We start from the raw sequence: 24,543 nt of genomic DNA, 5'->3' as shown, positions 1-24,543 counted from the left end.
GAGGACCTAATACGCTGATCCTACCCCTCCTTATCGTCTGAAATATACCCAGAAATCAATGCCCGCGCCACCGTACCTTTACGGCTTCTTAACCTCGCAACTCCATGAAAGTAGCCGTAGTAGGTGCCACCGGCCTGGTGGGCACCGAGATGCTGAAAGTGCTGGCCGAGCGCCAGTTTCCCGTAACCGAACTGCTGCCCGTGGCCTCCGCCAAATCGGTGGGCCAGGAAATCGAATTTCAGGGCAAGAAATATAAGGTGGTGAGCATGGACGACGCCATTGCGGCCCGGCCCGCCGTAGCCATCTTCTCGGCCGGTGGCTCCATCAGCAAGCAGGAGGCCCCGCGCTTTGCCGAAGTGGGTACCGTGGTCATCGACAACTCCTCGGCCTGGCGCATGGACCCCACCAAGAAGCTGGTAGTGCCCGAAATCAACGCCCGGGAGCTAACCGCCGCCGATAAAATCATTGCCAACCCCAACTGCTCCACCATTCAGATGGTGGTGGCCCTTAACGAGCTGCACAAGCGCTACAAGGCTCAGCGCATTGTGGTGAGCACCTACCAGAGCGTAACCGGCACCGGCAAAAAGGCCGTGGACCAGCTGCTGGAAGAGCGCGCCGGCCAAGAGCCCACCAACCCCGCCTACCCCCACCGCATCGACCTGAACGTGCTGCCCCACATCGACGTGTTCGAGGACAACGGCTACACCAAGGAAGAAATGAAGATGGTGAACGAGACGAAGAAAATCTTCGGCGACGACCAGATTCGGGTAACGGCTACCACCGTGCGCATTCCCGTAATGGGCGGCCACTCCGAAGCCGTAAACGTAGAGTTTGCCGAGGAATTTGACCTTGACGAAGTGCGCGCATTGCTGCGTCAGACGGAAGGCGTAGAGCTGGTAGACGACGTAAAAAATAACGTGTACCCCATGCCCAAGGACGCTCACGGCCGCGACGCCGTGCTGGTAGGCCGCCTCCGCCGCGACGAAACTCAGCCCCGCACCCTCAACCTGTGGGTAGTGGCTGACAACCTGCGCAAAGGTGCCGCCACCAACGCCGTGCAGATTGCCGAAGCCATGCTGAAAATGGGCTTATTGCAGTCGTAACTGTTCCGTGATCCACAAAGAAGCCTCAAAGTGTTTGCTTTGGGGCTTTTTTGTGGCCATATCCTCAGATTCGCGCATATTTGCTGGTCTTATCACTTCACTTTTATTCCATAATGTATCGTTTTTGTTGGCTGCTGTTGGCGGCTATATGTGGTACTACGGTTGCATCTGCTCAAACCACCTCTCCCTCAGCTACTACCACGCCAGTCTATACCTATGTAGAGCAGATGCCCGTTTTCCCGGGTGGGCAGGAAGCCTTGCTTCGCACCTTGGGTGAAACAATATATTACCCCACCGAAGCACTGCAGCAGCACTTGGAAGGACGCATATTTGTGCAGTTCGTGGTAGGCGTTACCGGCAATGTGCAAGATGTACACGTCAGCAACACAACAATTCCTGTGCTGGATGCCGCTGCGGTGGAGGCAGTGCAGAAGCTCCCAGCCTTCTCACCGGGTCGGCAGCTCGGCAAGCCAGTGCCTGTGGCCTACACGGTGCCTATTACGTTCAGAATTCCTTCAAACGTGAAGGAAATACTGGCTGCCCGGGCCGCACCGAATACTTCAGTTACTCCGGCTTCCAGCCCTTTGCTTTTTCCAGGCGGCCCGGAAGCGCTTCGCACTTACCTTTCTAACCACCCCTGGCCGGCAGATTATTCTTCCACGCTCCCCTCAGGCACTCCTGCTTTGCCTCAAATAGTATTTGTTTCGTTTGTGGTGGACACCCTGGGACAAGTGACACAAGCTATGGCAGTGCAACCAGCCGAGCCGGTGGAACGGCGCCGCTCCCATCAAAACCCCAAAGTGCCCGCAGCGCCGGCGGCGCTACTATTGGCGGCGGCCAGCCACATCAACGCCATGCCTACTTGGATACCTGCCCGCAAGAATGGCCAGAAGATACCTTTCCCTCTAACGCTCCCCGTGTATTTCGGGCCGACTGATTCGGTGGCGACACCGCTGGCGTATGTTGACGAGATGCCCGTTTTCAAGGGTGATGCCATCGAAGGACACTACATGGCTCAACGCCTCCGTTACCCGGCTACAGCGTTGCGAAGCCAAACTCAAGGCACCGTATTGACTTATTTTGAAGTATCAGAAGCTGGCACTATTGAGAATATTCAAACCATTAAATCAGCTTCTCCTGACCTTGATACAGAGGCACGTAGAGTTGTTCAAATGCTTCCCGGCTACATTCCTGGCAGGCATAACGGCAAACCAGCCCGCGTATTCTACGTGGTACCCGCTACTTTCAGTATTAAGTAGCAGCGCACTTGAAGGCCAATACATGCCAAACCTGTCGTAGCAACACTCACTAGGGTATGCCAGGTTTAGTAAGTGTATTTCCACTGACCCTGAGCCTTCACTACCATAAAAAAGCTCCTCCGGATACCCGGAAGAGCTTTTTTATCAAGTGAAGTACCAGCAGCTTACTTAGCCAGCTTCTTCTTCAGGTTCTCGTCTAGGGCGGCCAGGAACTCCTCGGTGTAGAGGTAGTCTTTGCCGTGCTCTACTTTGTTGCCGTGGATGCAAACGGCCAGATCCTTGGTCATTTTGCCGCTTTCCACGGTTTCAATGCACACCTGCTCCAGGGCGTGGCAGAAGTCAATCAGCTCCTGGTTGCCATCCAGCTTGCCGCGGAACTCCAGGCCCCGCGTCCAGGCGAAGATGCTGGCAATGGGGTTGGTGCTCGTGGGCTTGCCTTTCTGATGGTCACGGTAGTGGCGCGTTACGGTGCCGTGGGCAGCTTCGGCTTCCATCGTACCGCCGTCGGGCGTAACCAGTGTAGAGGTCATCAGGCCGAGCGAACCGAAGCCCTGGGCCACGGTGTCGGACTGCACGTCACCGTCGTAGTTTTTGCAGGCCCACACGAAGTTGCCGTTCCATTTCAGGGCCGAGGCCACCATGTCGTCAATCAGACGGTGCTCGTAGGTGATGCCGGCGGCCTGGAACTTGGCCAGGTAGTCCTGCTCGTAAATCTCCTGGAAGATGTCCTTGAAGCGGCCATCGTACTTTTTCAGGATGGTGTTCTTGGTGCTCAGGTACAGCGGCCAGCCTTTGCTCAAGGCCTGGTTGAAGCAGGCATGGGCGAAGCCACGGATGCTTTCGTCGGTGTTGTACATGGCCAGGGCCACGCCGTCGCCTTTGAAGTTGTACACCTCAAACGACTGGGCCTCGCCGCCGTCTTCGGGCTGGAAGGTAATGGTGAGCTTGCCTTTGCCTTTGGTCACGAAGTCGGTGGCACGGTACTGGTCGCCGAAGGCGTGGCGGCCGATGCAGATGGGAGCCGTCCAGTTGGGCACCAGGCGGGGCACGTTCTGCATCACAATCGGCTCACGGAACACGGTACCGTCCAGGATGTTACGAATGGTGCCGTTCGGCGACTTCCACATCTGCTTCAGGTTGAACTCCTTCACGCGCTCCTCGTCGGGGGTGATGGTGGCGCACTTGATGCCCACGCCGTACTGCTTAATGGCATTGGCCGCGTCGATGGTCACCTGGTCGTTGGTCTGGTCGCGGTACTCAATGCCCAGGTCGTAGTATTTAATATCGAGCTCCAGGTAGGGCGTAATCAGCTTGTCCTTGATGAACTTCCAGATGATGCGCGTCATTTCGTCGCCATCCAGCTCAACTACCGGGTTTGCTACTTTGATTTTGGTCATGAGTAAGTGGGGATTAAGTGGTCTTTCTGGTTATGCCAAGGGTATGGCGGGGAGTGCCTGTTGCCTTATCATCGACCCAAGCTACGGCCCCGGCAGCTAACAACACCCGCCAAGGCCAGTGGTTATTACGCGCCGGGCCCGGACGTGGGGCACAGACCGGCAAAGTTGCCCAGATTTTTGATTAGCAACGCACTTCGCCCATAAAATCGACTGCGGCATTTCCGTCGGGGGTATGGTGAGAAAGGTGAGCAAACTTGCAGAATGCCTTACCTGGGCAGAAAACAAGCCCAAAAAACGTCATGCAGAACGCAGTGAAACTGCTTGCTCTTCTCATAGTCTGGTAACGCGTTGCTTGCCGTACACGCTCCATGCTGCTCGGTTTACTGCTGAGCTGCAACATCGTGGGGAATCCGTTGTCAATAGCCGCGAATTGAAATATTAAAAAACATATACTAAAGTGAAGGGCCGCTTCTCACCGTGTCAGAATATGGATTAACCTATATAACCACCGAATTGATAGAATAAAATTGCACTTTCGTCAGGATATCGTCAACTTGTTATGCTACCCGGCCAACCCCGCTAACACCGGATAATCCTACAGTATACCGACTTATTCCCGCCCTGCTTTTTTGCCTGCCGATTACCACCTATGCTTCCCTCTGCTCTCCTGTTGGCTGCCGGCGTTCTGCTGGCGGCTCCGCCCCCCGATGGCGTTCCGGCCGCGACCCGTCGCCCACTACTGAAGCGTCAGACGCCCACTCCTAACCAGATGATCAGCGGGGTGGTTCTTACTGAAGAGGGACAACCTCTTCCCGGGGCTACGATTTTTGTAAAAGGCACCTTTATCGGCACCAGTACCAATGCCAACGGCGAGTTTGTACTGGCTCGTGACGCCCGGCCGCTGCCGTTTACGCTGGTGGTGGCCTACGTAGGCCACGTCACGCAGGAGGTAGCCGTAACGGATGCTGCTGCCCCGCTTCGGGTAGTGTTGCCCTATAGCACTGAGCAGGTAAGCCAGGTGGTCATGTCGGCTTCGCGGATTGAGGAAAACATTCAGCTCAGCCCCGTGACGGTGGATAAGGTGAGCCGCACCGACCTGGAGCGGCAGGCCACGCCCGAGCTGCTGACCAGTCTGGCCCGGCTGAAAGGGCTGGATATCAGCTCGGCGTCCATGCTGTTCACCAGCCTGAGTACGCGGGGCTTCAACACGGCCAAATCGGAGCGGGTGGTGCAGCTTACCGATTACCAGGACACCCAGCTGCCTTCCTTGGGGCTGAGCCCCGGCAACCTGCTGGGTTTGCCCGAGCTGGACATTGAAAGCGTGGAGATTATCCACGGGCCGGCCTCGGCACTCTATGGGGCCAACGCCCTGAGCGGAGTTATCCTGTTCAACTCCCGCGACGCGTTTGTGTCGCCGGGGCTGGGCGTACGGCTGCGCGGCGGCCAGCGCGACCTGCTGGATGCGCAGGTGCGCTACGCCCACAAAATCAATGAGCGGTTGGCGGTAAAAGTGACCGGCAGTGCCCTGCGGGCCCGCGACTGGCTGGCCACCAACTACGCCGCTGCCGCTACTTCCGTTAATCCGGCCGGCTCGCCGCTGGGCTACGACCCTATCAACTCCTATGGCAACTACGGGGTGCAGTTTACGCCCGCCCCCAACCCGGTGCTACCGGTGGGCATCAACCCCGAGCTGTACGGCCAGACGGTGTACACGCCCGGTTTCTCGGAGCGGGAGCTGGTAGCCGGCGACGACCATACCAGTGCCTACCGGCTGCAGGGTACGGCTGCCTACCTGCTGCGGCCCAACCTGAAGCTTACGGCCGAAGCCCGTCTGGCCCAGGCCACGGCCACCTACCAGAACCTGAGCCGCTTCCGGGTGAAGGACTTGCAGGCCCAGCAGTACCGCGCCGAGCTGAAGAGCAGCCGGGGCTTCGTGCGCCTCTACACTACCCACGACGCGGCCAACCGCTCATATGAGCTCAACCAGCTGGGCAACCTGTTGCAGGAAGCCCCTGACAACGATGGAAGCGGCCGTTCGTTCGCGCAAACGTATTTCGCCACTTATAACACCGAGTATACCCGTCAGCGGCAGGCCGGCACCAGCGTAGAGGCTGCCCGACAAGCGGCCCAACAAGCTGCGGATGCGACCCGACTGACGCCGGCTAACCCGCGCTTTGCCAGCCTGCACCGGCAGATTATCAACGACGATAAGCCCGGCCGGGGTGCCCGCCAACGCTTCGGCTCCCAACTCACTGACCTTAGCGCCCAGTACAGTTTGCCGGTGTCTGACTTCGGGACGGTGCTGACGGCCGGGGCCGCGTACCGGCATTACCGGCTGGGCTCGGGCGGACAGCTGTTTGCCGATACCACCGGCCGATCCATTACCAATTACGAGTACGGGGCCTACGGGCAGGTTATCCAGACACTGCTGCACGACCGGCTGAAGCTGTCGGCGGCGGCCCGGGTCGATGAGTTCCGCAACTTCACCACGGCCCTCTCACCGCGGGCGGCGGCGGTGTACTCCGTAGGTCCCGATCAGCGCCATAACTTCCGGGCCAGCTACGGGCAGGCGTACCGCGCCCCCTCGCAGCTGGAGCAGTACGTGTACGAGGATCTGGGCTACGCCATATTCCTGGGCAACGTGCGCAACGGCTACCAGGGCTACCGCGCCACCAACGACCAAGGCCAGGCATTCGGCACTACGCCCGACCTCAGCAGCTTCCGGACTACGCTGGCCCCGCTGGATCTGGAGCGGGCTACTACCTGGGAAGTAGGGTACCGGGGGCTGGTGCTGCCCAACCTGTATCTGGATGCCAGCTACTTCCGCAGTGAGTACCGCAATTTTATAGCCACACAGGTTATCCTGGGCAACGTGGATGGCAGCCTCCCTACCCTGCCGCAGATTGCGGCAGGCTGGCCCACCTACTCCAACCGGACCCAGCCCACGCGTATCCTGTTCACTTATTTCAACAGCCGGCAGCAGCTGCACACGCAGGGCGTCACGGCGGCCCTCACCTACACCGGCTGGCGGACAGTGGTGCCCACGGTCAATTACTCCTTCAATGACCTGAACAGGAGCGAAGTACCGGCCGGGGTAGCTACGTATTTCAACACGCCCCGCCACAAGTTCAACGCGGGAGTTTCGGGTACGATAAGCCGGTTTGGTTACCTGCTCAACTACCGCTGGGCCCAGGGCCATTACCAGGAAATGCCCTTTGCGGCCGGCTACGTGGCCAGCTTCAGCAGCACCGACGCCTCCGTCCGCTACCAGCTACCCAAGCTGCACGCGGTACTGCAGGCGGGCGTGTCCAATGCCTTTGATGCCCGCAACGTGCAGGTAATCGGCGGCCCGCAGATAGGCCGGCTGGCGTTTGCGGGCGTGGAGCTGAATCTGCCTTAAGTTGAACGGGGCGAATTGACATTGAACGTCATGCAGAGCGTAGCGAAGCATCTCGCGTGCTGACGTCTGAATAGCTTGGTAACATCAGCACGCGAGATGCTTCGCTACGCTTTGCATGACGTTCGTTTTCACGCTTTCAAGCCCGGTGTACGCTCATTTTCCGAACACCCCGCCCGCAAAATCAACCACGGCGCGGCGCGTCAGCTCCGGTTCCTCGAAATAGCCGAGGTGGCCAACGTTGCTGAGCAGCAGGGCGTGGCTCTGGGCCGGCAGGGTCAGCTGGGGCAGCAGGCTGTCGGTGGGCACGGCTACGTCATCTTTGCCGGCAATGAACAGCACCGGGAAGCGGGCTTCTTTCAGCACCTTGGTACGGTCGGGGCGGTTTTTCATAGCTTCCAGCGCCCCCAGTACAGTAGCCTCGGGCGTGGTTTTGCCAATTTCCTCCAGAAACTCCCGCTGCTCCAGCATACACTCCCGGTTGGCCGGCGCAAACAGCGGCCGGATAAACGACTCCATGAACTTCTCCACCCCGTGGCGGCGCACGAAATCCATGTTCTTCGTGCGGTTGGCTTTTTTCTCCTCGGTATCGGGCAGGGCAGTACTGTGGAACAGCACGAGGCCCGCCACCATTTCGGGGTACCGTTCAGCAAAGGCCAGGGCCACGTAGCCACCCATGCTGTGGCACACCAGTAAAGCCTGGTCCACATTTTTCTGGCGCAGCTGCTCAGCCACATAGCGGGCCTGGGCCTCCATGGAGTAGTCCCGGATATCGTGCACGTTGGTGCCGTGGCCGGGCAGGTTGAGCGTGAGCAGGCGGTAGCCGTCGGGAAAGTCGCGGGTGAATTTCGTCCATACTTCGCGGGATTCAGCAAAGCCGTGGAGGAACAGGATGGTGGGCTGGGCAGTGGTCATGGGGAAGATCCGCCTTGCAAAGCGGGAAAAACTGGTTGAATGGCCACAATTACGCACTTTTGCCCGGTTCGTTTTTTTAACTGTACTCCTATGTCCTTTATTGAGCGTCGATATTATCACTATGCCATTGCCGTGGCGGCGGGCTTACTTGTGGCGCTACTGGGCCGTTTCGTGTTTGGCAGCACTGGTTTTGCCAATGGCGGCGGGCTACTGATGCTGTGCTTTCTCCTACTGATTCCGATGGCCCTGGGCGCAGTTACCGCGCATTTCACGCCGGGGTACATGTCGCGCACGTGGCGGGCGGTGTGGGGACCACTCTGTACCGTCCTGCTGTTTCTGTTCTGCGCGTTGCTGTTCCACCTAGAGGGGATGATTTGCGTGCTGATCATTTCGCCGCTTTTCCTTTTCACCTCCTGGCTTGGGGCCATCCTCTACCTAGCCATAACCAACGACAAACCCGACAAAAACCGGACGTACACGGTGGCGGCATTTGCGCTGCTACCGTTTCTGCTGGCCCCACTCGAAGCCCAGCTCAACACCCCTACCGACAATCGTCGCGTCGAAAACACTATTCTGATTCAGGCTCCGGCCGCCGTAGTGTGGCAGCACATCATCCGGGTACCGCCTATTCAGGCGCAGGATTTAGGCCCCAGTTTGGTTGATAAAATCGGGTTTCCACGTCCGGTGGAAGCCACGCTCAGCCACGAAGGAGTTGGCGGGGTACGGCGGGCCACATTCGAGCGAGGCGTCGAATTCATTGAAACGGTGGATTTGTGGGAGCCGCAACGGCGTTTGTCGTTCAGCATTGTGCCCAACACGGCCACTATTCCACCCACCACCTTCGACGAGCACGTAACCGTGGGCGGCCGGTTTTTCGACGTATTGCGCGGCACATACGAGCTACAACCCGCCGGCCCCGGCCGCACCCGCCTCGTGCTCTATAGCCAGCAACGCCTCAGCACCCGCCTCAACCCCTACGCCGGCCTCTGGACCGATTATGTGATGAGTGAAATTCAGCGCCGCATTCTGGAAGTCATCAAGCAGCGGTGCGAAAACACGCAGCAGAGCACCGCCCGCCGCTAACGCCAAAACGCCCGTTTCCGGAGCAGGAAACGGGCGTTTTGCAAACTCCTCGTCGCGGCGGGCGGCCCGACTGAACGGGCCGTAGGTGTGCGGCCCGGCGCGGGAGGTAAAGCGGCTGCTTAGGCTTGCTTGGCAAACTGCACGCTGGCAATCAGCTTCACATCTTCGCCCACTACAATGGAGCCGGCTTCGGTAATGCCTTCCCAGGTCAGGCCGAAGTCTTTGCGGTTGATTTTGCCGCTCACTTCAAAGCCAGCCTTGGTGTTGCCGTAGAAGTCGGTAGCGGTGCCGCCGTACTCCACATCCAGGGTAACGGGCTTGGTTACGTCCTTGATGGTGAGGTTGCCGGTGAGCTTATAGTCGGAGCCCGATTTGGTCAGGCTCGTGGATTCGAAGGTGATGTTAGGATAGGTACCTACGGCAAAGAAGTCGTCGGCTTTCAGGTGCTGGTCGCGCTGTTCCTGGTTCGTATCAATGCTGTCCACGTCGAGGCTCATGCGTACCTGGGCGTTGTCGAAGGCGTCGCCTTCGGTTTCGGCCGAGCCTTCAACCTTCTTGAACGCGCCGGTTACCGTCGAAATAACCAAGTGCTTGATCTTGAACTGTACTTCGGAGTGCATCGGGTCCAGAACCCATTTGGTAGTTGCCATATCGGTACTCAGTTGAGAGGTGAAATTGAACACTATACGAACTCAGGCAAGCTACACCGCCGCGCCGAATTCCTGACAAATGTACGTACTTATTTTACAAATGATGTATGTACATCAATTTATTTTTCACTTATACATCCTGCCTAACCGTCAAAACAAAAAGCCCCGCCGGACGAATCCAGCGGGGCTTTCTGTTTTGTATACCTTCAGTTTACAGGAGAACCGTTTCCAGCGGCGCGGCAGCAGCTACCTTCCCGCTCATCTCGCGCAGGGCGGCGGCAATGCCGGCAGCGTCGAAGCCGCACTCTTTATACAGCTCATCCTGGGTGCCGTGCTCCACAATGCGGTCCGGAATGCCAAGGCGTTTCACGGGCAGCGAGTAGCCATGGTCAGCCAGGAACTCCAGCACGGCCGCGCCGAAGCCGCCGGGCAGGCAGCCGTCTTCCACGGTCACAATGGCTTTGTACCGGCGGGCAATACTATGCAGCATTTCCTCATCCAGCGGCTTACAGAAGCGCATGTCGTAGTGGCCGGGGTTGAGGCCCTCGGCTACCAGCAGCTGGGTGGCTTTCACGGCATAGTTGCCGATGTGGCCGATGCTGAGCACCGCCACGCCTTCGCCTTCGCGCACTACGCGGCCCGTGCCTACGGTAATTTTCTTCAGCGGCTTGCGCCACTCCGGCATCACGCCTTCGCCGCGGGGGTACCGGATGCTGAACGGGCCAGCGTTTTCGGGCAGAGTGGCCGTGTACATCAGGTTGCGCAACTCCTCCTCGTTCATCGGGGCCGATACCACCATGTTCGGGATGCAGCGCATATAGGCCAGGTCGTAGCAGCCGTGGTGGGTGGGTCCGTCGGCACCGGCGAAACCGGCGCGGTCGAGGCAGAATACCACGTGCAGCTTCTGTAGGGCCACGTCGTGCAGCACCTGGTCGTAGGCGCGCTGCATAAAGGAGCTGTAAATGTTGCAGAACGGCACCAGGCCCTGGGTAGCCAAACCGGCTGAGAACGTAACGGCATGCTGCTCGGCAATGCCCACATCGAAGGCGCGGTCGGGCATAGCCTTCATCATGATGTTGAGCGAGCAGCCCGAAGGCATGGCCGGCGTCACGCCCATGATTTTATCATTCTGCTCGGCCAGCTCTACGATGGTGTGCCCAAACACGTCTTGGTACTTGGGCGGTTGGGGCTTCTCGTAAGTTTTGGTGTGGATTTCGCCCGTCACCTTGTCGAACAAACCAGGGGCGTGCCACAGGGTCTGGTCCTTTTCGGCCAGGGCGTAGCCTTTGCCCTTCACCGTCACGCAGTGCAGCAGCTTGGGGCCCGGAATGCTCTTTAGATCCTGCAGAATAGTGGCCAGGTGCTGCACGTCGTGCCCATCCACCGGACCGAAGTAGCGGAAGTTCAGGGCCTCGAACAGGTTACTTTGCTTAAGCAACGTGGCCTTCATGGCCGACTCTACCTTACGGGCAATCTGCTGGGGGTTGGGACCGAATTTGCTGAGCTTGCCCAGCACGTTCCACAGCTCGTCGCGCACCTTGTTGTAGGTGCGGGAGGTGGTAATGTCGGTGAGGTATTCCTTGAGCGCGCCCACATTGGGGTCGATGCTCATGCAATTGTCGTTGAGGATAACCAGCAGGTTGGATTTCTCCACCCCGGCATGGTTCAAGGCCTCGAAAGCCATACCGGCTGTCATGGCCCCATCCCCGATTACGGCAATGTGCTGACGGTCGAATTCTCCTTTGTAATCAGATGCCACGGCCATACCCAGCGCCGCCCCAATGCTGGTGCTGCTGTGCCCTACGCCGAAAGCATCGTACTCACTTTCGCTGCGCTTGGGGAAGCCCGACATACCGTTGTAGCGGCGGTTGGTCGGGAACCGGTCACGGCGGCCAGTGAGAATTTTGTGGCCATACGCCTGGTGGCCCACGTCCCACACCAACTGGTCGTAGGGCGTATTGAACACATAGTGCAGGGCCACCGACAGCTCCACTACGCCCAGCGAAGCGCCGAAGTGGCCGCCGTAGATGGAAACCGTATCAATAATAAACTGCCGCAGTTCCTGACTAACCTGCACCAACTGGTCGGGGCTGAGCTTTTTCAGGTCATCGGGCGAATTGATTTCCGCCAGCAGGGCACCAGGTTCGACAATCATGTGCAGGAGGTAGGAAGAGGGAATATTTGCTAGGCAACCGATAACCAGCCCTAAAGGTTAGGCAGTTACCAGATGAGTAAATGTACAACAGGCAAAGGTACGGGTTTTCCGCACGGCCGGTTGAACCACCGAGTTACGAAATTCGGCTGCTTATGGTGCAGCAACCGTATCACAACCCGGCCTTAATGTCACTTTAACATCCCCGCCTACGCAAATCCGTACCTTTAGCCGCACCCACCCTCTCCCGCGTAATGCCCCAGCTCACCCAACCTCAGGCCGAAGACCAGCAGCTGCTCGATAAGCTCCGCCCCTCGCGGATTGTGCTGCCGGTGCTGATTGGGCTAAGCGTGGTGGGCTTTATGTTCTGGCGCAGCTACAAACCCGGCGACCTGGCCCCGCTGGCCAACGCCAAGCCGCTCTGGCTGCTGCTGATGCTGGTAGTGCTGGTGGCCCGCGACGCCGGCTACGTGTACCGCATCCGCTACCTAACCGAGAAAGTGTTGAGCTGGCGCGCCGCCCTGGACGTAATTATGCTCTGGGAATTCTCGTCCTGCGTGCTGCCTTCGGCAGTGGGCGGCACGGCCGTGGCCCCGGTGCTGTTGCACAAGGAGGGCATTCCGCTGGGCAAATCGGTGGCCTACATTATGGCCACGGCCATGCTCGACAACCTGTATTACGTGCTGATGGTGCCACTGGTGGTGCTCATTGGGGGCGACGCGCTGTATCCGCACGAGGCATTGCAGGGCGGGCTGGTGGCTACGCTGCGGGTGGGATTTGTGCTGAGTTACGTATTCGTGACGGCCTACGCGTTGCTGATGCTGTACGCCATTTTCGTAAATCCGCAGTCGGTGCGGCGGCTGTTTATCCGGCTTTTTTCGGTGCGGGGCCTGCGGCGCTGGCGCAATAAGGCGTATCAGCACGGCAACGAGCTGGTGCTGGCCTCGGCCCAGCTGCGCGGCAACGGATGGGGCTACTGGCTGCGGGCCGCCCTGAGCACGGCGTTTGTCTGGACGGCTCGCTACCTGGTTATCGGCTGCCTGATTGCGGCGTTTATCAACGTGAGCTGGCCGGAGTTCTGGCTGATTTTCGGCCGCAACCTCACGTATAAAGTCATCCTGCTGATTGCCGTTACGCCGGGCGGCGCGGGCATTGCCGAGGGCGCTTTCCCTACGTTCTTCGGCAAGTTCATCGGTACGCCCACCATGACTAATTTCATGGTCTTGCTCTACCGCATCGTCACGTATTATCTGTATCTGGTGCTGGGGGCCGTATTCCTGCCCCGTTGGATAACCCGCATCTACGGCAAACCGAAAGCTGAGCAGGTAATGCATTCCTAGTTATTACTACAGGATAACGGGAGAAATCCGGGTTTATCGCATCAACGACTTAACCCGGATTTCTCCCGTTATCCTGTAACAACTCGTCTATTTCGTGGCTTCCAGCACCGGGGCCGCTTCGGCGGGTACCGGGCGCTGGTAGGTTTGCCAGAACTCCGGGTGGTAAGGCACTTTGGCACCACTGCCATATAACTCCGGATGTTCTTTGAGGGTCTCTAATTCAACAACCTCCATCAGGACTGGTGGTGCATAGTAGATGTCGCAGGTTTTCTGGTTGTAGAACGGTTTACGGCCTAGCGTGTGGCCTACCTCAATAGCTTGGGCTATGCTGGCAGCCGCGTAATAGCGGCCGTTACTGGCTTGCTGATACGTTACTACGTGAGTAGCCCGGTGGTCTTGGTATACTGAGGTGAAATAGTACCGAATCCTGCTTTTAGTACCGTAGTACTTATGCGCAATGGCATTTACCTCGGCTGTATCATGCTGCCAGAGACTTTCATAGCGCACTACAGCGTAATCCTGCTGCCGCACGTACACCTTCCCAGAGTACCCCGCCTCAAAACCCAGCCCGGTTGTACGGTGACTGGCCCGCTTTGCGGCAAAGCTGATTACGTAGTAAGTATCCGCACCGCGCTGTTCAATACTATCCAATTGCAGCCGGAACTTACCCACAGTGCCCGTTTTGAAGAGCGGGGATATCCGCACCGGATCAAAGCCGCCCGAAAAGCCATAGCCCGGCTCACGATATGCCGGGCTGTCTGCTGAGCCCGCTATTACACGCTTTTCCTGCAACCGTAACGCTGGTCGCTTTTCCAGCATCAGAAATCCACCGGCCCAATGATGATAGCCAGTGGGCACCCACTCCCTGCCAGTATATTCTATTTCGTGGCGTACTGTATCAAAGCCCGTAACCCGACGGTGAGCATACAGCTGCTGGGTGTAATCCTGTTGCTCGTAGTTCTTCTCAATGGCCTTGATGACCTTTTGCATGATGCGCTTCGGGTCCTGCGACTGGGCGCTTACGCGTACATCGGCCAGGGCGAAGGCCGCGGACACCAGCCGCACATTCAGAGCCGATGTATTTTGGGCCGTTAAAGTGGTGGGTTCGTAGCCGATACTGCTTATCTGTACCAGCTCGCCCGACCGCGCCTCCAACCGAAACCGGCCCTGGGCATCCGTAATGGTACCGGCACTGCGGGCGGGCACGGCTACGGTAGTGAAGGGAACGGGCTGGCCGGTTTTGCGGTCCAGCACCGTGCCGCTTAGCAGCAGCGCCGCGCCGGCTTTACCGGCGGCCGGGCGTGTATTGGCATGTTGCCGGCCTAGCACGGCGGGCGGCGCGGCAGCAGCAGCTTCGGTGGGTGGAGCGGCTGTAGCCAGCGCAGGCTTAGGCGGGGCTATGGTTTTTAGGTAGAGCAGTCCATCAATGGCCTCACTCCAGGGGCCAGAAATTGGCGTGAACTCAAAGGCGTAGGTGGTGAGTCGGCGGCCCGGTGCATCGTGCTTCAAGCTTACGAAGCTGTATTCCTGACCTTGAGCCAGCAGCTCAGCTTCCAGCGTACCGGGGGCGGGCGACGGCACCGTTTTATGCTTGCCCCAGTAGCCGAACCCGTGCGTGCCGCTGCCCGCAATTGTGCTAAGCGTATACACCGCATCCTCGCCCAGCGCGGCTTTCACCGCTTGGCCCATCGGGCGGAAGTTTTTCAGCTCTCCCTCGTCCAGCCCGGCCGTGGTGTTGGACAGGTGCCCGATGGCGCCCCAGCAAATCACCTTTTCCTGGGGATGTCGGCGCAGATACCAGAGCAGATTATCAGCCATCTGGGCGTCGCGGGCGTTGCTGTCGGCAGCCTTGAACGTGGCCGAGTCCTTGGCAGCAGGGTCGTTGGTGGAGTAGTCTTGGGCCAGGGCCTGTATGCTGCGGAGCTGCTGCTGCCAGAATGCGGCCTGCTCCCGGCGCCTGGCATCGGGGCCGGCGGCTACTTTGTCCAGAATTTTCCGGGCCTTCCCGAGCTGCAGCTTGAACACTACCAACTGGTGCGAGGGTGGGAAGATGTTATGCTCGCCCATGGTGCTGATGCACTCGTCTAGGTAATCGTAGGCAATATCGGAACTGCCTTTCTCAGGCTTCAGAAAGGCTTCCAAATCTCCCAGCAGGTCATCGTGGCCCCAGCCTACCTGCGAGTCGAAGCCGGCTACGTGCAGCTGGCCCTTACCCAGTAGCGGCAGCAGCGCCTGAAACTCCCGGGTTTCCGTCCAGACCGGATACACCGATGCATTGATGGCCTCCGCCACCGGCGTGCCCGCTTGCATGGCCCGTTCAGCGCGGTCCAGCGGATACAGACCGCTTTCAAACGCCACCGTGGTGAAGCCCATTTTCTCCTTCAGGAACCGGATTAGCCGGATTTTGGCCTCCGTGGCCGTGCCTACGCCGTGGGTAGGCTCTCCCAGCATCACCACCCGGGCACCACCTATTTCCTGGCGCAGAAACTCCAGGTCAGCAAAATCGGTATCAGCCGGATTAATACTGCGCACCGGGTGCGTCTTGAATGGCACATTTGCTGCCGCTGCACTCGGGGCATTTTGGGCCAGCATGGGGCCAGCCAACACACTCAGCAGGCCCGCCAGGGCCAGCACTCGGATAGAAAACATAGTAACAACGGTATGTAAGGAGCCAGCAAGCTACATACTTCCGCGAATACTCATCAAAAAAGCCCTTCCGCTTGAGGCAGAAGGGCTTTCCTGAGTTTTTGGACTGTTATACAAACCTAACAGCGGGGTTATTCTTTTTCAAGCTTCAGCTCAGCACCGGTGGGCGCTTTCAGGGTCAGCTTGTCGTCGGTGAGGGTTACCACGGTGAAGGTGTTGCTCTGAGCGGCACCGTCGGGCATCATGGTGATGGTTTTGGCACCCTGATCGAAGGTATATTTACCGTTTACGGCACCGGTGGGGGCGGTCATATTGTACTGGCCGTTGGCGAAGAAGGTGATGCGCTCATCTTCCTGAGCGTCGGTCTGCTTCACTTTGTCGCCGGTAGAGCTCAGCTCTTTATCGGTTTTCCAGACTTTGCTCTGGGTGCCGTACAGCATATTTACGCCTTCCACTTTGCCCTCTTTGCTGCCGCAGGAGGCAGCCGTGAAGAGAACCAGCAATACCAGCAGGCTGGCCAGGAGGCGGAAGGGGGAAGTCAGGGTTTTCATGGGGAGAGTGAATAGGGTGAAGGATGTGGCAGAAACTGCGGCAGCGAGGCCGATAGTGCGTCTAGTACGCAACCCCGCCGCAAGATGTTTGCCCATCATCGTATGGTTTAAGCAGAATATAGTGCCGCTACAACTTATTGCCTGCCACGGCGTAATAAGCCTGTGACTGCCCGCCTCCCGGCCGGTGGTCGGTGCTTCCCCTCCCACTCTTAACGATTCTACTCCTATGGGACTGTTTGATTTTCTCTCGAACGAAGGCGAAAAAAAACCCGTTGAGCCCGCTGCAAAACCAGCAGCCGGCGGTGCTACCGATTTCTTCGGAAACGCTAATAATGCTGCCGCTACCGAAGGCGAAACCTACACGGTAGTAAGCGGCGACTCGCTGTCGAAAATTGCCCGCAACCACTACGGCGACGGCACCAAGTGGCACCAGATTTATGAGGCCAACAAAGGCATCATTGGCTCCGACCCCGACAAGATTGAAGTAGGCCAGGTACTGACGCTGCCCAAGATTTCCGCATAGCACTACTTCTTAGAAATATTCAAAAAGCCACTCCTGAATGAGTGGCTTTTTTTGTGTCTGATCAGCATGGCTTTTCATCTTATCTGCTACCCACAGCGCCTCCTTGCACAGCCAGCATAGTACTCACGGTTTAGCTGACCATCACACTGGCTTCCTAATTACAGAGCCTTCTCTAAAAAGACATTTTTTTGATTATCAATCAACTGCAAGCTACTCCAGAACAGCAGCCGGATTATCGGGCTGGTTGAAAATATTTTCATTTATTTTCAACCAGCTATTGCAGATATCAAATCTGCACCTATACCTTTGCAATACCAACCCGGTACTCCCCCGTTTGCGGCGGGGAAGTTTTCATAGGATTTATACAGAAGTGGCGAGAGAACAGGCTCCGTGACCCACTGGCAACCTTCGACCGCGCGAAAGGTGCCAATTCCTGCCCGACCAGCCATCCGGCGGCGGGGCATATAACTCAGGAGTACCATGGAAAACACCCTCGCTTTCGCCCTTGTGAACCCCACCGCCTCAGCCTCCTTCGGGCCTGCTGCTTTGCCGTGGGGTGTTTGTGTTGCCCCGGCCACTGTGGCCGCCGCCGGCCGAATGCGAATGCGCTGCTGTAGCGGCGCGTGTTGTTGCTGTTGCTAGCCGCCAGTCAGGCTACGCAGCCCCCCTCCCCCCTCAATAGCTCCGGCCGTGCCGGTGGTGTCCGGTAGCCGGCACCCGGCGGCCCCTCCGCATCCCTATCATTTTCACGCTCAGTACATTGCTGCGTGGCCCTGGTGCGGCTCCTTGCCCGGTTTACGGGCCCTTTGCGGCGGTTTTCGCCCTCCTGCTTACATCCCTACCTCTTCCTAAACCAGCAGTACCATGTCCACGCAGAACCTCCACTTCGAAACCCTGCAACTCCACGCCGGCCAGCAGCCCGACCCCGTTACCGGTTCCCGCGCCGTGCCCATTCACCAGACTACCAGCTACGTATTCAAAAACGCCGAGCACGGGGCCAACCTGTTTGCGCTGAAGGAGTTTGGCAACATCTATACCCGTCTGATGAACCCTACCACCGACGTGTTTGAGCAGCGCGTGGCGGCCCTGGAAGGTGGCGTAGCAGCTCTGGCGGTATCCTCGGGACAAGCGGCGCAGTTCATTGCGCTCAACAACATCCTGCAGGCCGGCGACAACTTCGTGTCTACCTCGTTCCTGTACGGAGGCACATACAACCAGTTTAAAGTGGCGTTCAAGCGTCTGGGCATCGAGGTGCGCTTTGCGGATGGCGACAAGCCGGAAAGCTTTGAGGCGCTGATCAACGAGAATACCAAGGCCCTGTACCTGGAAACCATCGGCAACCCCGGCTTCAACGTACCTGATTTTGAGCGTATTGCCGCTATTGCTGAGAAACACGACCTGCCGCTCATCGTGGACAACACCTTCGGGGCGGGCGGCTACCTATTCCGGCCGCTGGAGCACGGGGCGCACATTGTGGTAGAATCGGCCACGAAATGGATTGGCGGCCACGGCACCAGCGTGGGCGGCGTGATTGTGGACGGCGGCAAGTATGACTTCGGCAACGGCAAATTTCCGCAGTTCACGGAGCCTTCCGACGGCTACCACGGCCTGGTATTCAACGACGTATTCGGCAAAAACGGACCGTTTGGCAACATTGCCTTCATCATCCGGGCCCGGGTAGAAGGCCTGCGCGACTTTGGTCCTTCGCAGAGCCCGTTTAACTCCTTCCTGCTGTTGCAGGGCCTCGAAACCCTGAGTCTGCGCGTTGACCGCACCGTGGAAAACGCGCTGCGCATTGCCACCTGGCTGGAGCAGCACCCGCAGGTGGAAGCCGTGAACTACCCCGGTTTGCCCAGCAGCCCCTACCACGCCCTGGCCCAGAAATACCTGAAGCGCGGCTACGGCGGGGTGCTCACCTTCGCCATCAAAGGCAGCAAGGAAACCGCCATCCAGTTCATCGACAACCTGAAACTGGTGAGCCACCTGGCCAACGTGGGCGACGCCAAAACGCTCATTATCCAGCCCTCAGCCACTACGCACCAGCAGCTTTCCGACGAGGAGCAGCGCGCCGCCGGCGTAACGCCCACGCTGCTGCGCCTGTCCTTGGGCATTGAACACTTTGAAGATATCCGGGCCGACCTGGCCCAGGCGTTTGACGCGGTGCGCAACGCCGCTACCCCCGACCACGGCAGCACCCTGCTGCCCGAGCCGGAACCCGAACACGCTGCCCCGCTGGAAGTCTAGCAAAACTTGAGAGGGGTTTAGATAGTGGGCGGCAGGTGAGAGAGCTGCCCGCTACGCAGCTTCCAGCACGCAGCGCGGGCACCTGTTCCGGTTTTTGTGAGAGAAAAGTCCGGAATACTAACGGTGCCCGCATCTTTTTCTGAGAGTTGAGTGATGAGTTATGAAGGATGAATTGGCGCGAACAAGTCAACAGTCATAGCTCATCATTCAGCACTCATCACTCATCACTCCAAAACAATGTCTTCCGCAGAATCCCACGTGTTTCGCCTGCCCCGGCCGTTGCGGCTGGAAAACGGCAGCGTACTGCCGCACGTGGAAGTTGCCTACCACACCTACGGGCAGCTGAGCCCCGCCCGCGACAATGTGTTGTGGGTGTGCCACGCCCTTACGGCTAACTCCGATGTGCTGGAGTGGTGGCCCGGCCTGGTAGGCTCGGGCTGCCATTTCGACCCGAGCGAGTGGTTTATCGTGTGCGCCAATGTGCTGGGCTCCTGCTACGGCACTACCGGTCCGCTCACCCCCGACCCGGTTACCGGCGAAGCAGCCTTCCAGCAGTTTCCGCTGGTTACCATCCGGGATATGGTAACGGTGCACGAGGCCCTGCGGGAGCATCTGGCCCTGGCCCGAATCAATACCCTGATTGGGGGCTCACTAGGCGGGCAGCAGGCAGTGGAATGGGCCGTGCAGCGGCCAGATCTATTTGAAAACCTTGTGCTGCTGGCTACCAGCGCCCGGCACTCGGCTTGGGGCATTGCCTTCAATGAGGCGCAGCGCCTAGCTATTCTGGCCGACCCGACCTACCACCAGGCCACCCCGGCCGGCGGTGCGGCAGGCCTGCGGGCGGCGCGGGCCGTGGCCCTGCTCAGCTACCGCAGCCACGATGCCTACGGCCGCACCCAAACCGACGCGGACGAAACCAAAACCACCGATTTCCTGGCTAGCTCCTACCAGCGCTACCAGGGCGACAAGCTGGTGGCCCGCTTCGACGCCTACAGCTACGTGACCCTCAGCCACGCCATGGACTCGCACCATGTGGGCCGCGGCCGGGGCGGGGTGCAGGCGGCCTTGGGCCGCATTCGGGCCCGCACGTTGGTGCTGGGCATCACCTCCGATGTGCTGTTTCCGCCCCAGGAACAGCAGTTACTGGCCCGCTACATCAAGGGAGCCATGTATGCCGAAATGGATTCCCAGTACGGCCACGACGGTTTCCTGATTGAAACCGCCCAAATCACCCACTTCCTCGAACGATTCTACGTCCAGACGTATGTCCATTAACCTTGCTTCCCTGCCTGTTTCCTCCGCATCTGCCCCGGCCCAACCCTGGCGCGTGGGCCTGATTGGGTTTGGCTGCGTGGGCCAGGGCCTGTACGATATTCTGCAACAGCGGCCCGAAGCGGGCTTCACCATCAGCCGCATTGCTGTAAAAACGCCGGACAAGGTTCGTCCGCTGCCGGCCGGGCGGTTTGAGTTCGATGCTGAGGCCCTGCTAAACGACGATTCGCTGGATGTGCTGGTGGAGGTAATTGACGACGCTGATACGGCTTTCCGGCTGGTGAGCGAGGCCCTGCGCCGGGGCCGACGGGTGGTAACGGCCAACAAAGCCATGCTGGCCCGCCACCTGCCCGAGCTGGTACAGCTGCAGCGCGCCGGCCAGGGCACCTTATTATATGAAGCGGCCGTGTGCGGCAGTATTCCCATCATTCGGACGCTGGACGCCTATTTCGGGGCCGAGCCCTTGCGCCGCCTCACGGGTATTCTGAACGGCTCTTCCAACTACGTGCTCACCCGCATGGGTGAGGATGGCTCCGATTACGCCCCGGCTTTGCTGGAAGCCCAGCACAAAGGCTTCGCCGAAACCGACCCGACCCTGGACATGGGTGCTTTCGACCCGCGCTCCAAAGCCGTGCTGCTGGCTGCCCACGCCTACGGCTCCTTCCTGAACCCGGAGGAAGTGCTGAATTTAGGCATTGAGGGCATCAGCGCCGTGGATATTGCCTTTGCCGCCAGCAACGGGCAGAAGATTAAAGTAGTAGCCGGCCTGCAGCGCCTGGCCGATGGCCGCATTACAGCCCTGGTTACGCCCCAGCTGGTAGGGCCTGAGTCGCCACTGTATTCGGTGGATCGGGAGTTTAACGGAGTGGTAATTGAGGCGGATTTTGCGGGTGAGCAGTTTCTGCAGGGCCGCGGGGCCGGTGGGCACCCCACGGGCTCGGCCGTGCTGGCCGATCTGGCTGCCTTGCGCCAGGGCTTCACCTACCAGTATTCCAAAGCCACCACCCCCGCCGAGTACGCCTCCGACCTGGAAGTGGAAATCTACCTCCGCACCGATGAGGACCGCCTGATTGACCTGCTGGACTTCAGCGAAATTTCGGAGGAGGCCGACGAGGACGAATACGTGGTGGGGTACGTGGCCCTGGCTAACCTCATCCGGCACCGGGACACCCTGCGCAAGTACGGCGCATTCATCGTGCGCACCGGCCGCCTCCGCCCCGTCAGCACCGAGGTATTCACGGCCGAAATCCTGGCCTGATTCCAGCCGGAAAGCAGTGTAGTGTTTCCTGTCAGCCCCGCCACTTTATTGAGAGTGGCGGGGCTGCTGATTTCTATCGGGGCGGGGCCGCACCGACAGCTTCCGCCGCTGCCGGCACCGGCCGCTGCTGCACCGAATCAGGTGCCGTTTTCAGCAGATCGGGCTGCCATTCCAGCGTGGGGAGCGGCAGCGCGGGCACCAGCTGCACCCGGCGCGGCAGCAGCATAGCCGTTATCTGCGCTTCCCGGCGCGGGTTCAGGGTGGCGGCCAGCAGCGGCCCCGGCGCTCCACTGCCCAGCAACGGCCGCAAAAAGTCACGCATGGCAAAGAAAGCCGAATCGATGTAGGTGGGCTCGAAGGAGTACGGCACGTGCCCCGCCCCGCGCAGACGGCGCAGTACATTGGGCACGCCTACGGCGTTGGCTCGCAGGCGCAGCGCCCCGCTACCGTACACCAGCTGGGCCGGCAGCTGCGCCCCAATGGTGCCTTTGGCGTAGGGCACCAGCCCGTCGCGGGTGCCGTGCACGCTGCACAGGGGCGGGTCGCCGGGTTCCAGCCAGCTGGCCCGGGCCAGGGCGCCGCACAAGTTCACCACGCCCCGGGGGCGGCTGCTGTAGCCCGCGTGGCCGCCCGTGCCTTCCAGTCCGCCCAGCGCGGCCAGGTCCAGGTAAGCGGGCACTTCGGAGGGTTTGTTGAGGTAGCCGGTTTGCAACGCCATGAAGCCCCCGGCTGAGGAGCCGCCCACAAACACGTACTGCGGGTGTATCCGGTACTTGTGGGCCGTAGCGGCATCGTGGCGGAAAAAGCGCACGGCCGCCCGCATATCCTGGGTGGCCCGAATGGCCGCCCGCCCAATGCCCACGGTGTCGAATGGGAAGAAATAGAGCCGGTAATCAATGGTGGCTGCCACGTAGCCCAGGCGAGCCAGGCGGGTGCACAGGGCCGTCATGACGGCGTCGTCGCGGGTGCCGGTGAGGAAGCCACCTTCGTGCGCCAGCACCACCAAGGGGCGGCGGCGCACGGTGTCGCCCTGGGGCTCGTACACATCCATGTACAGCGTCTGGGGCAGCCCAATCATGGTAGTCACGTGGGCAAACTCCACGTTGCGGCGCACCTGCACCTGCCGGAACACCGGCCGGTGGTAGCGGCCGTGGGTGGTATCGATGGGCGTGGTCGGCTGCGCCTGCGCTGCCAGCAGACAGCAGCTTAGCAGCAGCAGCAAGAGGTATTTCATAGCAAAAGGCAGCCACCAGTAAAGCAGCTGCCTTTTCAAAGATACTCAAGTCGCTCGACGGTCATGCTGAGCTTGCCGAAGCATCTCTACCGCTTCGTTGAAATACTATTGGTTAGTCAGAGGTTGAGATGCTTCGGCAAGCTCAGCATGACATTCTTTCTTCATACTTCCCGAACAGGCTCACTACCGAAAGGCATCACCTGCTTTACAGAAACACAATGCGCCGGACCGCTAGCCCCTGCGTGCGCACCAGATAGGTGCCAGCGGGCAGGGCACCGCGCTGAAGCAGCAGCGTAGGCTGCTCCCATTGCAGCCGGCGCACTACCTGTCCGGTAGCATTCAGCACTTCTACCGGCTGCCGACGAAACGCCTGCGTGGCGGGCCACTGCAGCTGCACGGTGGCACTGGCCGGTACCGGAAATGCCTGGGGCGTTGCAGAGGCAACCGACTTCACGGCCGTAACGGTGGATGTTTGCCGCAGCAGAGGCCGCAGAAAGTCGCGCACTACGCGCGTGGTGGTATCCAGATAGGCTACGGCGGCGGGGCTGCTGCCGCTGTACGGCACGTGGCCGGCCCGCTTGAAGGTGTATAGCCGGTTGGGTACGCCCACGGCCGTGGCCCTAGCTTGCAGAATAGCACTGCCGTACACTTTCTGGGCGGGCAAGCCACCACCCACCATGCCCGCACCATAGGGCACGGTGGCATCGGCGGTACCGTGCAGACTCACCAGGGGCACATTGCCGGCTTCAATCCACCAGGGTCGGCCCAGGGCACCACACAGGTTGACGACTCCCTGTACCACACTGCTGTAGCCAGGGTTGCCACCGTTGCCTTCCAGTCCGCCCAGCGCCGCCAGCCCGATGTAAGCGGGCACCTCCGCATCCTTATCCAGATAGCCGGTTTGCAGCGCCATAAATGCTCCGGCCGAAGAGCCCCCGGCGTAGATAAAGCCGGAGTGGATGCGGTAGGTTTTGCTGGTGGCGGCATCCTTTCGGAAGAAGCGCACAGCGGCCCGCATATCCTGGGTGGCCCGGATAGCGGCGCGGCCAATATTTACGGTATCAAACGGCAGGAACAGCAGCCGGTAGTCGATGCTGGCCGTTACATAGCCCATCCGCGCAAAGCGGGTACACAGCTCCACGATATCCGCGTCGTTCTTGTTGCCGGAAACAAACCCGCCCCCGTGAGCAAATACCAATAAAGGCCGGCGGCGTACGGTGTCGCCGGCGGGTTGATACACATCCAGCCGCAGATTCTGGTTGTTACCCAGAAAGTCGGCGGCGGCCCCGTAGGTGACATCCTGCGTGCGAGTTACGTTGGCAAAAATGGGCCTGTAGTAGCGGCCTCCGGTGGTATCAATGCGGCTTTGCGCCGCGCCTTCCAGCACACTTCCCAGCCACACGCAAAACAGAATCAGAGCAAGTTTTTTCATAAGGCGGCATGATATGTCTTATGCAATATAAAATATAACTCTTTCAATCAAAATTTTTCTTTTTCCAACAACCTGTTGTAGCACAAC

The 24,543-nt window shown here is 59.4% G+C and carries 17 protein-coding genes and 1 riboswitch; of the genes, 9 read left to right on the top strand and 8 right to left on the bottom strand.

The genetic code is table 11. The features are described from left to right. Window positions 1-104 precede the first annotated feature (104 nt). Together EI291_RS01900 and EI291_RS01895 are read left to right on the top strand one after the other, a co-directional pair. Window positions 105-1,103 carry an aspartate-semialdehyde dehydrogenase gene (locus EI291_RS01900; protein WP_125417570.1) on the top strand — a complete coding sequence of 333 codons (999 nt, stop codon included), beginning with the start codon at window positions 105-107 and terminating at the stop codon, window positions 1,101-1,103. Window positions 1,104-1,216: 113 nt separating this feature from the next. Further along, on the top strand, window positions 1,217-2,362 hold the full coding sequence (locus EI291_RS01895) for an energy transducer TonB (RefSeq protein ID WP_125417569.1): 1,146 nt from the start codon (window positions 1,217-1,219) through the stop codon (window positions 2,360-2,362). A gap of 164 nt (window positions 2,363-2,526) precedes the next feature. Here the strand turns inward: EI291_RS01895 and EI291_RS01890 are convergent, their stop codons facing one another. After that, complete coding sequence (locus EI291_RS01890) at window positions 2,527-3,759, bottom strand: isocitrate dehydrogenase (NADP(+)) (protein ID WP_125417568.1); 1,233 nt, start codon at window positions 3,757-3,759, stop codon at window positions 2,527-2,529. 649 nt (window positions 3,760-4,408) lie between these two features. Here EI291_RS01890 and EI291_RS01885 point away from each other — a divergent pair. Continuing rightward, window positions 4,409-7,159 carry a TonB-dependent receptor gene (locus EI291_RS01885; RefSeq protein WP_125417567.1) on the top strand — a complete coding sequence of 917 codons (2,751 nt, stop codon included), beginning with the start codon at window positions 4,409-4,411 and terminating at the stop codon, window positions 7,157-7,159. A 153-nt stretch (window positions 7,160-7,312) separates the two neighbouring features. Here the strand turns inward: EI291_RS01885 and EI291_RS01880 are convergent, their stop codons facing one another. Then, complete coding sequence (locus EI291_RS01880; protein ID WP_125417566.1) at window positions 7,313-8,071, bottom strand: alpha/beta fold hydrolase; 759 nt, start codon at window positions 8,069-8,071, stop codon at window positions 7,313-7,315. A 90-nt stretch (window positions 8,072-8,161) separates the two neighbouring features. Here EI291_RS01880 and EI291_RS01875 point away from each other — a divergent pair, with 90 nt between their 5' ends. Continuing rightward, window positions 8,162-9,154 (top strand): SRPBCC family protein, encoded by a 993-nt coding sequence (locus EI291_RS01875; protein ID WP_125417565.1) that lies wholly within the window; start codon window positions 8,162-8,164, stop codon window positions 9,152-9,154. Window positions 9,155-9,273: 119 nt separating this feature from the next. On the opposite strand, the gene EI291_RS01870 is transcribed toward EI291_RS01875, so the two are convergent. Both EI291_RS01870 and dxs read right to left on the bottom strand, forming a co-directional pair. Then, window positions 9,274-9,804: a YceI family protein gene (locus EI291_RS01870; RefSeq protein ID WP_125417564.1), complete on the bottom strand. Its 531-nt coding sequence runs from the start codon at window positions 9,802-9,804 to the stop codon at window positions 9,274-9,276. Between the two features lie 211 nt (window positions 9,805-10,015). Further along, window positions 10,016-11,959 (bottom strand): 1-deoxy-D-xylulose-5-phosphate synthase, encoded by a 1,944-nt coding sequence (gene dxs, locus EI291_RS01865; protein ID WP_125417563.1) that lies wholly within the window; start codon window positions 11,957-11,959, stop codon window positions 10,016-10,018. 251 nt (window positions 11,960-12,210) lie between these two features. Here dxs and EI291_RS01860 point away from each other — a divergent pair, with 251 nt between their 5' ends. Then, complete coding sequence (locus EI291_RS01860) at window positions 12,211-13,296, top strand: lysylphosphatidylglycerol synthase transmembrane domain-containing protein (protein ID WP_125417562.1); 1,086 nt, start codon at window positions 12,211-12,213, stop codon at window positions 13,294-13,296. Window positions 13,297-13,383: 87 nt separating this feature from the next. Here EI291_RS01860 and EI291_RS01855 read toward each other — a convergent pair whose 3' ends face one another. Both EI291_RS01855 and EI291_RS01850 read right to left on the bottom strand, forming a co-directional pair. Next, on the bottom strand, window positions 13,384-15,945 hold the full coding sequence (locus EI291_RS01855; protein ID WP_125417561.1) for an erythromycin esterase family protein: 2,562 nt from the start codon (window positions 15,943-15,945) through the stop codon (window positions 13,384-13,386). Window positions 15,946-16,073: 128 nt separating this feature from the next. Further along, window positions 16,074-16,493, bottom strand: coding sequence for a lipocalin family protein (locus EI291_RS01850; protein ID WP_125417560.1), 420 nt, complete (start codon window positions 16,491-16,493; stop codon window positions 16,074-16,076). A gap of 226 nt (window positions 16,494-16,719) precedes the next feature. On the opposite strand from EI291_RS01850, the gene EI291_RS01845 reads away from it, so the two are divergent. The 4 genes from EI291_RS01845 to EI291_RS01830 all read left to right on the top strand — a co-directional run bounded on the left by EI291_RS01845 (window position 16,720) and on the right by EI291_RS01830 (window position 21,790). Continuing rightward, window positions 16,720-17,016 carry a LysM peptidoglycan-binding domain-containing protein gene (locus EI291_RS01845; RefSeq protein WP_125417559.1) on the top strand — a complete coding sequence of 99 codons (297 nt, stop codon included), beginning with the start codon at window positions 16,720-16,722 and terminating at the stop codon, window positions 17,014-17,016. 357 nt (window positions 17,017-17,373) lie between these two features. Continuing rightward, window positions 17,374-17,487: riboswitch (SAM riboswitch) on the top strand. Window positions 17,488-17,880: 393 nt separating this feature from the next. Continuing rightward, on the top strand, window positions 17,881-19,260 hold the full coding sequence (locus EI291_RS01840; RefSeq protein ID WP_125417558.1) for an O-acetylhomoserine aminocarboxypropyltransferase/cysteine synthase family protein: 1,380 nt from the start codon (window positions 17,881-17,883) through the stop codon (window positions 19,258-19,260). Window positions 19,261-19,497: 237 nt separating this feature from the next. Beyond that, window positions 19,498-20,535, top strand: coding sequence for a homoserine O-acetyltransferase MetX (gene metX / locus EI291_RS01835; RefSeq protein WP_125417557.1), 1,038 nt, complete (start codon window positions 19,498-19,500; stop codon window positions 20,533-20,535). Further along, window positions 20,525-21,790, top strand: a complete 1,266-nt coding sequence (locus EI291_RS01830; RefSeq protein WP_125417556.1) for a homoserine dehydrogenase — start codon at window positions 20,525-20,527, stop codon at window positions 21,788-21,790. Before metX ends, EI291_RS01830 begins: the two co-directional genes overlap by 11 nt. Window positions 21,791-21,863: 73 nt before the next feature. Here the strand turns inward: EI291_RS01830 and EI291_RS01825 are convergent, their stop codons facing one another. Continuing rightward, the gene (locus EI291_RS01825; RefSeq protein WP_125417555.1) at window positions 21,864-23,024 is read right to left on the bottom strand and encodes an alpha/beta hydrolase; all 1,161 of its coding nucleotides are present in this window, start codon (window positions 23,022-23,024) and stop codon (window positions 21,864-21,866) included. Window positions 23,025-23,229: 205 nt separating this feature from the next. Then, the gene (locus EI291_RS01820; RefSeq protein ID WP_125417554.1) at window positions 23,230-24,456 is read right to left on the bottom strand and encodes an alpha/beta hydrolase; all 1,227 of its coding nucleotides are present in this window, start codon (window positions 24,454-24,456) and stop codon (window positions 23,230-23,232) included. Between the last annotated feature and the right edge of the window lie 87 nt (window positions 24,457-24,543).

The organism is Hymenobacter rigui (assembly GCF_003944715.1).
GTDB classification, from domain to species: domain Bacteria; phylum Bacteroidota; class Bacteroidia; order Cytophagales; family Hymenobacteraceae; genus Hymenobacter; species Hymenobacter rigui.
This window is presented reverse-complemented; position numbering and strand designations above follow the sequence as displayed.